General features: G+C 76.6%; 10 protein-coding genes. 4 read left to right on the forward strand and 6 right to left on the reverse strand.

Going from position 1 to position 11,740, the window contains the following annotated elements; translation table 11 throughout:
* Window positions 1-19 precede the first annotated feature (19 nt).
* Window positions 20-943, reverse strand: a complete 924-nt coding sequence (locus tag ACFUEL_RS00670) for a hypothetical protein (RefSeq protein ID WP_380233679.1) — start codon at window positions 941-943, stop codon at window positions 20-22.
* A 49-nt stretch (window positions 944-992) separates the two neighbouring features.
* Here ACFUEL_RS00670 and ACFUEL_RS00675 point away from each other — a divergent pair, with 49 nt between their 5' ends.
* Entirely contained in the window at window positions 993-1,466 is a 474-nt protein-coding gene (locus tag ACFUEL_RS00675; RefSeq protein WP_380233680.1) for a hypothetical protein, read from the forward strand.
* A 118-nt stretch (window positions 1,467-1,584) separates the two neighbouring features.
* Complete coding sequence (locus ACFUEL_RS00680; protein WP_380233681.1) at window positions 1,585-4,077, forward strand: helicase-associated domain-containing protein; 2,493 nt, start codon at window positions 1,585-1,587, stop codon at window positions 4,075-4,077.
* Window positions 4,078-4,238: 161 nt separating this feature from the next.
* Here the strand turns inward: ACFUEL_RS00680 and ACFUEL_RS00685 are convergent, their stop codons facing one another.
* Window positions 4,239-4,520, reverse strand: a complete 282-nt coding sequence (locus tag ACFUEL_RS00685; RefSeq protein ID WP_030458111.1) for a hypothetical protein — start codon at window positions 4,518-4,520, stop codon at window positions 4,239-4,241.
* Between the two features lie 169 nt (window positions 4,521-4,689).
* Here ACFUEL_RS00685 and ACFUEL_RS00690 point away from each other — a divergent pair, with 169 nt between their 5' ends.
* Window positions 4,690-6,300 (forward strand): DUF2079 domain-containing protein, encoded by a 1,611-nt coding sequence (locus tag ACFUEL_RS00690; RefSeq protein WP_380233682.1) that lies wholly within the window; start codon window positions 4,690-4,692, stop codon window positions 6,298-6,300.
* 71 nt (window positions 6,301-6,371) lie between these two features.
* On the forward strand, window positions 6,372-8,003 hold the full coding sequence (locus tag ACFUEL_RS00695) for a DNA repair helicase XPB (RefSeq protein WP_380233683.1): 1,632 nt from the start codon (window positions 6,372-6,374) through the stop codon (window positions 8,001-8,003).
* A gap of 6 nt (window positions 8,004-8,009) precedes the next feature.
* On the opposite strand, the gene ACFUEL_RS00700 is transcribed toward ACFUEL_RS00695, so the two are convergent.
* The 4 genes from ACFUEL_RS00700 to ACFUEL_RS00715 all read right to left on the reverse strand — a co-directional run bounded on the left by ACFUEL_RS00700 (window position 8,010) and on the right by ACFUEL_RS00715 (window position 11,659).
* Complete coding sequence (locus ACFUEL_RS00700) at window positions 8,010-8,183, reverse strand: hypothetical protein (protein WP_344555032.1); 174 nt, start codon at window positions 8,181-8,183, stop codon at window positions 8,010-8,012.
* 127 nt (window positions 8,184-8,310) lie between these two features.
* Entirely contained in the window at window positions 8,311-9,534 is a 1,224-nt protein-coding gene (locus ACFUEL_RS00705) for an ABC transporter permease (protein WP_380233684.1), read from the reverse strand.
* Window positions 9,531-10,244 carry an ABC transporter ATP-binding protein gene (locus ACFUEL_RS00710; RefSeq protein ID WP_380233685.1) on the reverse strand — a complete coding sequence of 238 codons (714 nt, stop codon included), beginning with the start codon at window positions 10,242-10,244 and terminating at the stop codon, window positions 9,531-9,533. The genes ACFUEL_RS00705 and ACFUEL_RS00710 overlap by 4 nt, the downstream gene beginning before the upstream one ends.
* Window positions 10,241-11,659, reverse strand: coding sequence for a peptidoglycan-binding protein (locus tag ACFUEL_RS00715; RefSeq protein WP_380233686.1), 1,419 nt, complete (start codon window positions 11,657-11,659; stop codon window positions 10,241-10,243). The genes ACFUEL_RS00710 and ACFUEL_RS00715 overlap by 4 nt, the downstream gene beginning before the upstream one ends.
* Window positions 11,660-11,740: the final 81 nt, after the last annotated feature.

Raw genomic sequence — 11,740 nt, forward strand, 5'->3', positions numbered from 1 at the left:
CGTCAGCCCCCGCGGCGCGTCAGCCCTTGCGGCGGCGCAGCGTCACCGCCAGCACGAACAGCGCCGTCAGCAGCGCCGCCACCCGCAGCACGCCCGGCGCGGCCGCCCAGGTGATCGCGCCCGCGTCCGTCCCCGGGGACAGCGGGCTGCCCCAACGGCCCTTCTCCCGGCCCCAGTTCCACACCGTCAGGCCGGTCACCGTGATCAGCGGGATGCCCAGCACGGCGAACTTCTTCATCAGGTCGGTCCAGCCCCGCGACAGGTACGCCACCGCCCAGCCGAGCAGCATCACCAGCAGCATGCCGGTCGCCGCCCCGCCCAGCAGCAGGGCCGCCCCGAGCAGCAGCAGCGGCGCGGGCTTCCGCACCCCCGCCGCCGCGGGCGGCGGCGCCGACGGGGCGTCGGGGGCGCCCTTCGGCCTGCCGAACAGCGCCGCCAGGACGATCCGGCCCACCCCCGGCCGCGGCTTCCCGGGCTCGGGCGCCGGCCCGGCCTCCGGCTCCGGCTCCGGCTCCGGCGCGGAGCCGGGGCCGGGGTCGGGTTCCGGTGCGGGCTCGGGCTCCGCCGGGTCGTCGTAGGTGACGGTCCATCCTGGGCTGCCCGCGCCGGGCCCCGGGCCGTCCAGGTCCTCCGTGTACGCGAAGACCTGGTCGACCTCGGCCGGGGAGGACCGGGGCGGCGCCGCCGGGGACGGCTTCGCCGGCGGGGGCACCACCGGGGGCCGGGCCGGAGCCGGGGGCGCTGCCGGTCGGGCCGGGGGCGCTGCCGGTCGGGCCGGGGGCGCGGGGTCCGGCGCGTCCACCGCCTGCTTGGGCAGGTAGACGCTGTCCCCGCCGTCCGCCCCGTCCACCGGTCCGCCCTCGCGCCACCAGGAGCCGCCCGCCATCGCCCCGTCACCCGCCCTCACGTCCACGAACCCGCCGCCCACCGAGACGGTACCCACCCGCACCCTCCCGAAGCGAGCGCCGTCCGGCCCTGGGACACTGCCCACCGTGCGCACGACCCACTGGGACGCGGGGGACCCGCGCCGCCTGTTCCCCGCCCTCGACGACCCGTCAGCCCTGCTGCCGCCCCTGCGCGCCGCCGCCGGGGCGCTGCGCGAGTTCGCCGAACGCTTCGGCGGGGACTGGCAGTTGAGCTGGCACGAGCTGCCCGCCGGGCTCTGCGGCCTGTCCGGGTACGCCGAGGGGCCCGGCATGTGGTGCGAAGCCGAACTGGACGCCCCGCGCGACCCGCTCGAATGGCACCCGCTGCCCGGACCGCCCTGGGAGCTGTCCGTCCGGACCGCGGTGCGCTGCGCGGCGCCGGTCGACTGCGGCTCGCACCGCGTCCACGAACTGCCCGAGCGCGCCTTCGACGACCCGGTGGCCGCCGTCACCGCACTCGCCGAGGGCGTCCGGTGGGCCGTGGAGCGCGCCCTCGCCGCGCCGCCCGACAGCTGGGCCCGGCACGCCCGGCGCTGCTGAGCGGGCCCGCCGGCCCCGCCCCGGCGGGCGCCCCGGCCCTGCTCGGCGGGCACCGGTTCACCCCGAGTTCCGCCGCCGTTCTGGGCCCGGACGGGAGGCGTTGACTAGTCTGGACCGGATGACCGCACCGCAGAGCGCGCCGCGCGCCACCCGCGCCACCGCCCCCCGCACCCTGGCCGAGGAACTCCGCGGCCGGGGCGACGAGGCCGTCGCCGCGCTGCTCAGGGCCCGCCCGGACCTGCTGAACCCGGTGCCGACCGACCTCACCCAGCTGTCCGCGCGGCTCTCCAGCCGGGCATCCGTGCTGCGCGCCCTGGAACGGCTCGACCGGTTCACCCTCCAGGTCGCCGAGGCGCTCGCCGCCGCCCCCGAGGGCGCCTCCGACACCACCGTGCGCAACCTGCTGACCGGGCCCGCCCGGGTCAAGCCGCACCCCGGCGCCGAACCCGTCGACCGGGCCGCCGTCGCCGCCGCCTTCCCCGCCGCGCTCGACCGACTGCGCGAACAGGCCCTGCTGTGGGGCCCGGACTCCGCGCTGCGCCTGGTGCTGGCCGTCCGCGAGGCGCTCGCCCCCAGCGCGCTCAACCCCGGCCGCACCGGCCTCGGCCCCACCTTCGCCGAGGCCACCACCGGCATGTCGCCCGCCCGGCTGCAACAGCTGCTGGCCGGCGCCGGCCTGCCGCCCACCCCGGACCCGGTCTCCGCCGTCGCCGCGCTCACCGCCCTGCTCGGCGACCGCAAGCGGCTGGGCGCCCTGCTCGACCAGGCCCCGCCGCCCGCCCACGGCCTGCTGGAACGCCTGGTCTGGGGCCCGCCCACCGGCACCGTGCCGGACGCCGCCCGGCAGGTCACCGCCGAGGAGGCCCGCAGCCCGGTCGAGTGGCTGCTCGCCCGCGGCCTGCTGCTGCCCTCCAGCCCCACCTCCGTCGTGCTCCCCCGCGAGCTCGCCCTGCACCTGCGCGGCGGCCGCACCCACCGCACCGCCGACCCGGCCCCGCCCGCCGTCGCCCCCGTCGTCGAGCGCGACCCGGCCACCACCGACCGCACCGCCGCCGGACAGGCCCACGCCGCCGTCCGCACCGTCGAGGAACTCCTCGAAGCCTGGAGCCTCACCCCGCCGCCCACCCTGCGGGCCGGCGGCCTCGGCGTGCGCGACCTCAAGCGCGCCGCCGTCCTGCTGGAGGGCTCCGAGGCCGACGCCGCGTTCTGGATCGAACTCGCCCACACCGCGGGCCTGCTCGCCCCCGACGGCGAGGTCGACGAGGTGTGGGCCCCGACCCCCGCGTACGACGGCTGGCTCCAGCAGGACACCGCCGAACGCTGGACGCTGCTCGCCCGCGCCTGGCTCGCCGCCACCCGGATCGGCCGGCTCACCGGCACCCCCGACGGCAAGGGCCGACCGCGCGCCGCCCTCGGCCCCGAACTCGACCGCACCCTCGCCCCGTCCGTGCGCCGCGCCGCGCTGACCCGGCTCGCCGAACTCCCGCCCGGCACCGCCGCCGCCGCCGACGCCCTGCTGCCCGCCCTGCGCTGGCACCGCCCGCTGCGCGGCGGACCCACCGGCCCCGACGGCCACGACCTGCGCGACCAGCTCACCGGCTGGACGCTGCACGAGGCCGAACTGCTCGGCGTCACCGGCCGCGGCGCCCTCGCCGCCCCCGCCCGCGCCCTGCTCGACGGCGCCGACCCCGCCCCCGTCCTGGCCCCGCTGCTGCCCGAGCCGCTCGACCACGTCATCCTGCAGCCCGACCTCACCGCGATCGCCCCCGGCCCGCTGCTCACCCCGCTCGCCCAGGCCCTCGCCCTCGCCGCCGACATCGAGTCCAAGGGCGGCGCGACCGTCTACCGCTTCACCCCCGACTCCGTCCGCCGCGCCCTCGACGCCGGACGCACCGCCGCCGACCTGCAAGCCTTCCTGGCCCAGCACTCCCGCACGCCCGTCCCGCAGCCGCTCGCCTACCTGATCGACGACGTCGCCCGCCGGCACGGCATCCTCCGGGTCGGCGCCGCCTCCTCCTACCTGCGCTGCGACGACCCGCGCCTGCTCGGCGAGGTGCTCGCCGACCGGCGCGCCGCCGAACTCCGGCTGCGCCTGCTCGCCCCGACCGTCCTCGCCGCCCAGGCCGGGCCCGAGACGCTGCTCACCGTCCTGCGCGCCATGGGCTACGCGCCCGCCGCGGAATCCGCCGAGGGCGACGTCGTCATCACCCGCCCCGACAGCCGCCGCACCCCGCCGCGCACCCCGCCCCTGCCCGTCCCCGACGGCCCCGCCCGCCCCGACGACGCCCTGCTCGGCGCCGCCGTCCGCGCCATCCGGGCCGGCGACCGGGCCGCGACCGCCGTCCGCAAGGACGCCGTGGCCGGCCCCGCCGCGAACAGCGCCGTCCCGCGCACCGCCGCCGCCGACACCCTGGCCGCCCTGCAGACCGCCGTCCTGCTCGGCGAACGCATGTGGATCGGCTACATCAACGCGGAAGGGCTCTCCTCCCAGCGCGTCATCGACCCGGTCAAGGTCGAGGGCGGCTTCGTCACCGCCTACGACCACCTCTCCGACGAGGTCCGCACCTTCGCCCTGCACCGCATCACCGGCGTCGCCGAGGTCGAGGAGTAGCCCCGCCCGGGGAGCCGGAACCGGAGAACGCGAAACCGGGGGCGCGGGGAACCGCGCGGCCGACCGAGCACGCACGGCCGGATCGCGGAGCAGGACACGGACTCGCACTGTCCCGCGATCCTGCTGACGTGCTCCTCCCGCCGTGCCCCCGGGTCCCGCGCCTACTTGCCCGCGTGCTGCTTCGCGTCCTCTTCGGCCTTCTGCTTCTTCGCCTCGTCCACGATCGCGTGCGGGTCCGGCATCTTCGGCTCGACGCCCGTCAGCAGGCCGGTGCCGGTGAAGGCGACGGTGCCGATCAGGCCGCCGGGCTGGCCGATGTCGGCGACCTGGTCGAGGGCCATGGCCTCGGTGTCGGCGGCGTGGGCGGGCGCCGCCCCGAGGGCGGTGGCGAGGGCCGCGCCGGAGAGTGCCAGGCCGGCCAGGAATCGGTTGGGCTTGATCATGCCCTGTCCAACGAGCGAGCCCGGCGCGGGTCACTGTTGCGGCGGGTCGGCTTCCGCTTCAGGACGCGCCGGGGCCGCCGCAGGACCGGCGGTTAGACTGCGGAGCGACCGGGGGTGGTGGGTCCACCCGTGCGCACGGGCCGTGTCGGCCCCCGACAGGACCGAAACCGTGACCACTACCTCCGCCTTGCAGCCCCCCGCCGCCCGTGGGGCCGCGGCCCGCGCGTCCGGGGTCCGGGTCCGGCTGTCGTCCCGCCGGTCCCGCACCGTGCTGCTGACCCTGCTGTGCTTCGCCGCCTGCCTGGCGCTGGGCGTCCAGCAGTGGACCTCGCTCCAGTTGGGCGGCTTCGACCTGGGCATCTTCGACCAGGGCGTGCGCGGCTACGCGCACTTCGGGCTGCCGGTGTCGACGCTGAAGAGCGTGCACCACGAGTTCCCGCCCGGGTTCTCGCTGCTCGGCGACCACTTCTCGCCGGTGCTGGCGCTGCTCGCCCCGCTGTACTGGATCTGGGACGACCCGCGGATGCTGCTGGTCGGCCAGGCCGCGCTGTACGCGGCGGGCGTCCCGCTGGTGCGCCGGATCGCGACCCGGGCGTTCGCGGACGCGGAGCAGCGGGTCCGCACCCGGGTGCGGGACGTCGCGGCGCTGGTGTACGGCCTGGGCTGGCCGCTGCTGATCTCCTCCCGGAGCGGTTTCCACGAGGTGGGGTTCGCCGTCCCGCTGTTCCTGCTGCTGTTCGAGCGGGCGGGGGCGCGGCGCTGGGGCGGGGCCGCCCTCGCGGCGCTGCTGCTGTGCGCGACCAAGGAGGACGTCGGCCTGGCGGTGGGCGCCTTCGGCGCGGTGCTGCTGTGGCGCGAGCGCGGCGGCGCGGACCGGCGGGCCAAGGTGCTGGGCTGGGCGCTGCTGCTGGGCGGGCCGCTGTCCAGCGCGGTGGAGATCACCTACCTGATCCCGGCGATGGGCGGCGTCCCCGGCTACTACTGGAACTACGAGCAGCTCGGCGCGGACGGCGGCGAGGCGCTGCGGCACGTGCTGGGCAACCCCTGGCTGCTGGTCGAGTCGGCGTTCTCCAGCCCGCTGAAGCCGATGCTGCTGGGCTGGCTGGTGCTCACCACGGCCGCCCTCCCGCTGCGCTCGGGGACGGCCCTCGTCGCGCTGCCGCTGCTGGCCGAGCGGGTGTTCTCCGACAACCCGAACCACTGGTCGATCGCCCGGCACTACGACGCCTTCCTGTGGCCGATCCTGGTGACCGCCGCGATCGAGGCCCTGGGCGTGCTGTGGTCCCGCGGCCTGCACAGGCGGGCCCGCCGCCTCGGCACCACCGCCGCCGTCCTCTCCCTGGCGGCCTCCGCCGCCCTCGGCCTGTACCACCTGGCCGTCCCGTACGAATGGCAGCCGAAGGCCCCCACCGCGGCACTGGCCCGGGCGGCGAAGCTGATCCCGGACGGGGCCACCGTCGAGGCCGACAACCAGATCGCCCCGCGGCTGACCAACCGCACGAAGGTGATGCTGGCCGACGGCACCCCGCGCGGCCAGGAGTACGTCATCCTGCGCTACACCCAGCGCGCCTTCCCGTTCCAGCGCGACCCGGAGCAGGCCGAGTACCGCGCCCTGCTGCTCGCCCACGGCTACCAGGAGCTCTTCGACCAGGACGGCGTCACCCTGCTGCACCGCACCGGCACCGGGACCGTCCCCGGCACCCACCTGCCCGGCCCCGGCTCCACCCCGTACGAGGAGAAGATCCCGCCGGACGTCGGCCACGACTTCTTCCTGGGCTGACCGCCGGGCCCGGTGGCCGCGCCGATGCGGCACACTGGAGGTTTGGCCCGCGCGGAAGGGGATGCACAGGCGTGGACGGACCGCTGATCGTGCAGAGCGACAAGACGCTGCTGTTGGAGATCGACCACCCGCGGGCGGCGGAGTGCCGGCGGGTGATCGCGCCGTTCGCCGAGCTGGAGCGGGCGCCGGAGCACGTGCACACGTACCGGGTGACGCCGCTGGGGCTGTGGAACGCGCGGGCGGCGGGGCACGACGCGGAGCAGGTGGTGGACGCGCTGGTGACGTACTCGCGCTACCCGGTGCCGCACGCCCTGCTGGTGGACGTCGCGGACACCATGGCGCGGTACGGGCGGCTGCAGCTGCAGAAGCACCCGGTGCACGGGCTGGTGCTGACCACCACCGACCGGCCGGTGCTGGAGGAGGTGCTGCGCTCGAAGAAGATCGCGCCGCTGGTGGGGGCCCGGGTCGACCCGGACACCGTGGTGGTGCACCCCTCGGAGCGCGGGCAGATCAAGCAGGTGCTGCTGAAGCTGGGCTGGCCGGCCGAGGACCACGCCGGGTACGTGGACGGCGAGGCGCACCCGATCGACCTGCGCGAGGACGGCTGGGAGCTGCGCCCGTACCAGCGGCACGCGGTGGACGGCTTCTGGCACGGCGGCTCGGGCGTGGTGGTGCTGCCGTGCGGCGCGGGCAAGACGCTGGTGGGCGCGGCGGCGATGGCGGAGGCCAAGTCGACGACGCTGATCCTGGTGACGAACACCGTCTCGGCCCGGCAGTGGAAGCACGAGCTGGTGAAGCGGACCTCGCTGACCGAGGACGAGATCGGCGAGTACAGCGGCACCCGCAAGGAGATCCGCCCGGTCACCATCGCCACGTACCAGGTGATGACGACCAAGCGGAAGGGCGTGTACGCGCACCTGGAGCTGTTCGACGCCCGCAACTGGGGCCTGGTGGTGTACGACGAGGTGCACCTGCTGCCCGCGCCGGTGTTCAAGTTCACCGCGGACCTCCAGGCCCGCCGCCGGCTCGGCCTGACCGCGACGCTGGTGCGCGAGGACGGCCGGGAGGGCGACGTGTTCTCGCTGATCGGCCCGAAGCGGTTCGACGCCCCGTGGAAGGAGATCGAGGCGCAGGGCTACATCGCGCCCGCCGACTGCTGCGAGGTGCGGGTGACGCTGACCGACTCCGAGCGGCTGGCGTACGCGACGGCCGAGCCGGAGGAGAAGTACCGGTTCTGCTCGACCACGGCGACCAAGCGCCGGGTGGTGGAGCGGCTGGTGGCCAAGCACGCGGGCGACCAGACCCTGGTGATCGGCCAGTACATCGACCAGTTGGACGAGCTGGGCGAGGCGCTCGGCGCCCCGGTGATCAAGGGCGAGACCTCGAACGCGCAGCGGGAGAAGCTGTTCGAGGCGTTCCGGTCGAAGGAGATCGGCGTGCTGGTGGTCTCGAAGGTCGCGAACTTCTCGATCGACCTGCCGGAGGCCACCGTCGCGATCCAGGTCTCGGGCACCTTCGGCTCCCGCCAGGAGGAGGCCCAGCGGCTGGGCCGGGTGCTGCGTCCGAAGGCGGACGGGCACGCGGCGCACTTCTACTCGGTGGTCGCCCGGGACACCGTCGACCAGGACTTCGCGGCGCACCGCCAGCGCTTCCTGGCGGAGCAGGGCTACGCGTACCGGATCGTCGACGCCGACGACCTCTGAGCGCGGCTAGAGCTTGACGCCGTCGCGCCCGAGGAACAGGACGCGCGCGGCGGTGTCGAGCACGATGCCGACGTTGCGGACGGCGTTGGCGACGGGGTGGCGGCGGCGCTCCTCGGCCGGGTGCGCGCCGTGGACGCGGGGGGCGCCCTTGGCCTGCGGGTTCACTCGTTCGGTGGTCATGTCTCCACGGTATGTTCACGACCGGGGCGGGCACATCGGCCGAAAGGCCCGTACCTGCGGTGGCGCGCCTCGTCCTGCGGGTGTACGGCCCCTACCCCGGCCCCCGGGGGTTCCCCGGGGGCGCGGGTCAGCGGCGCAGCGCCTCGGCGGGCTGGATCCGGGCGGCCCGCCAGGCGGGGTAGACCCCGGCCAGGACGCCGGTGGCCAGGCCGATCGCGGGGGCGGCGGCCACGGTGAGCGGGTGCAGGACGGGCGTCCAGTCGCGGACGACCGCGATGGCGACGACGGTGCCGGTGCCGAGGCAGGTGCCGACGAGCCCGCCGAGCGCGCCGAGCGCCCCGGACTCGGTGAGGAACTGCAGGGTGACGTGCCGGCCGCGGGCGCCGAGGGCCCGGCGCAGCCCGATCTCGCCGGTGCGCTCCAGGACGGCGACCAGGGTGGTGTTGGCGATGCCGACGGCGCCGATGGCCAGGCAGACCGCGGCGAGCAGCAGGAACAGCTGGTCGAGGTCGGAGGTGACCTCCTCGCGCAGGCTGCGCGGATCGGGCGGCGAAACGGACTTCAGGTACTCGGGGTGGTCGGGCCGCAGCGCGGTGGGCGCCTCGTCGGCGACCTGCGCGGCGGCGCCCATCCGGGTGCTGACGATCATGCGGGCGCCGGAGTCGGGGAGGCCCCAGATCCGTTCGGCGGTGGTGCGGGGGACGAGCACGGCGAGCGCGAACTCGGGGCGGCGCGGGCTGTCGTCGATGACGCCGACCACGGTGAAGGGCTGGTCGCCGACGAAGACGGCGGGGTGGGTGTCGAGGGTGGTGATGCCGAGCCGGTCCGCGACGGAGGAGCCGATCACGGCGACCTCCCCGTCGACGGCGGCGGGCAGCCCGTCGTAGAGCCGGCCCTCGGTGACGTGCGCCCCGGCGGCGAGCAGGGCGCCGGGCGAGGCGGCGACCACGGAGATCCGTTCGCCGCTCCCGGCGCCGGTGCCGACGGGCGAGGAGCGCACCGGGTCCTGGGTGCGGACCGTCCAGTGCACCCCGGCGTGCTCGACGCCGCCGAGCCGCTCGATCCGCCGGTCGGCGTCGGCGGGGAAGGCCGGTCCGGCGAACTCGTCCTGTTGCCGGGCGATGTCCTCGACGTCGACCTGGGTGGCGGTGAGCGGGTCGAAGCGGGAGCCGATCTGCGAGGAGGTGGTGGCGGTGAGCCCGAGGACGGCGACGAAGGTGCCGACGCCGAGGACGGTGCCGAGGGCGGTCAGCGCGGACCGGGCGGGGCGCTGCAGCATCCCGGCCAGTGCCTCGGAGAACAGGTCGCGAACGGTCAGCCGGGACGGTTCGACCGTCCGGCGGCGCCTCATGCCCGCGCCTGTTCGGTGAGGACGCCGTCGCGGATGGCCAGCACCCGGCTGCCGCGGGCGGCGACGGCCGGGTCGTGGGTGATCACCAGCACGGTCATCCCCTCGGCGTGCAGGTCGTCGAGCAGCCCGAGCACGTTCTCGGTGTTGGCGCTGTCCAGGTTGCCGGTCGGCTCGTCGCACAGCAGGATCGACGGCCGTCCGACCAGGGCCCGGGCGATGGCGACGCGCTGGCGCTCGCCGCCGGACAGCCGGGTGGGCAGCGCGGCGGCGCGGTGCCCGAGGCCGACCTGGCGCAGCGCCTCGCGGGCGCGGGCCAGGCGCTGCCGGGGCTTCTCGGCGCGGTAGACCATGGCGAGGGCGACGTTCTCGGCGGCGCTGCGGTGCGGCAGCAGGTGGAAGGACTGGAACACGAAGCCGATCCGGCGTCCGCGCAGCGCGGTGCGGTCGGCGTCGCCCAGGCTCGCGGTGTCGATGCCGTCGAGCAGGTAGCGGCCGGCGGTGGGGCGGTCGAGCAGCCCCGCGATGTTCAGGAAGGTCGACTTGCCGGAGCCGGACGGGCCGATCACGGAGACGAACTCCCCGCGTCCGACGGTCAGTTCGGACGGCCGGAGGGCCTCGACGGCGGGCGGCCCCGGGTAGCTGAGGCCGACCCCGCGGAACTCGATCACCGGCGGCCCGGCCGGGTCCCGGACGGTTCCCGGCCCGGTCACGGCCTGCTGCCCTTGCGCACCCCGGTGACGACCCGTTCGCCCTCGGCGAGGGCCGCGCCGCCCTCGGGGGCGACCTCCACGTAGCCGTCGCCGGTGGTGCCGGTCCGCACCGGCACCGTGCGCCGCCGCCCGTCGGGCTCCAGGACGGCGAGCGTGGTGCGGCCGTCGGCCCCGGCGGTCACCGCGGTGACCGGGACGACCAGGACCGGCCCGTCGGTGGCGGCGGCCTCGACGGTGAGCCGGACGTCCTGGCCCGCGAGCCGGCCGTCGAGCGGCCCGTCGGGCTGGACGACCATCGGGTAGCCGCCCGGCACGCCCTGCCCGACCCCCTGCCCGACCCCCTGCGCGGTACCGCCCTGCGCGCCGCCGTCCTGCGCGGCCGGGGCCGGCTGGCCGGGCTGGTCGGCGACCGAGAGCACCTTCGCGGACGCCTGCACGCCGCTCACCTCGGAGACGATCTCGACCCGCTGGCCGGGCCGGACCAGCCCCTTCTGATAGGCGAGCAGGCTGCCGCGGACCTCCAGCGCGCCCGCCGAGACGGTCAGCACGGTGCCGGACACCCTGCTGCCGACCTTCACCGCCACGCCGTCCACCCGGGCCGGGAAGCCGGACAGGAAGACCAGTTCGGCTGCGGGCACCATCGGTCCGTCGGCCGCCCGGAGTTCGGCGAGCGCCTTCCGGGCATCGGCCAGGTCCTGTCCGGCCCGGTCGAGCGCCCGCTGCGCCGCCCGGTCGCCGGCCGGGGCGGCGGCCCTGGCGTCGGTGGCGTCCTGGACGGCGCGCTCGCCCTGGGTGACCGCCTGCTCGGCGGCCTTCAGCGCGGCACCGCCGTCCGCGGCGGCGGGCAGCGGGTCGTAGCCCAGCGAGCGGTAGAACGCGGTGACGGCGGCCTTCGTCCCGGCGCCGTACACGCCGGGCCGGTCGCCGCCGCTGCGGTGGCCGAGCGCGGCCAGCGCCTGCTGGAGCTGGGCGACGTCGTCGCCGGTGACGCCCGGCTTGAGGTCCCGGTACACCGGCAGCGCGCCCTGCAGGGCGAAGACCGGGCGCCCCGACACCTCCGCCAGCAGCCTGCCCTGCTCGACCGGGCTCCCGGCCGGGAGCGGCAGCCTGGTGACCACCGCCCCGCCCGCCGCACCCGAGACCACCGGCGCGACCTCCACCGACTGCCCCGCGACGACCGTGCCGCGCAGGATCACCGAGTCCTTCAGCACCCGCCGCTCGACCTGCGCCGTCAGCACGTCGGGCGGCGGCGGGGCGCTGTCCGCCGCCACCTGCGCGGGCGACTTCACGAACGCCGCCGCCCCGATCCCCGCCCCGGTCAGCAGGACCGCGCCGACCGCGATCCCCACCACCCAGCGCCGCCGGCTGCCGCTCCCGTGCTCGCGCCCGGTCGTCTCGTCAGGATGCTGTTCCACCGATGTCCTTCGTTCCGGGGCCGCCGCGGCCGGTCGCCGACCTCGGCCGAGGGGCCCTCAACTCCGCCGTTCCACAGAAGA

This window comes from Kitasatospora sp. NPDC057198 (assembly GCF_042670125.1).
Classification (GTDB): domain Bacteria; phylum Actinomycetota; class Actinomycetes; order Streptomycetales; family Streptomycetaceae; genus Kitasatospora.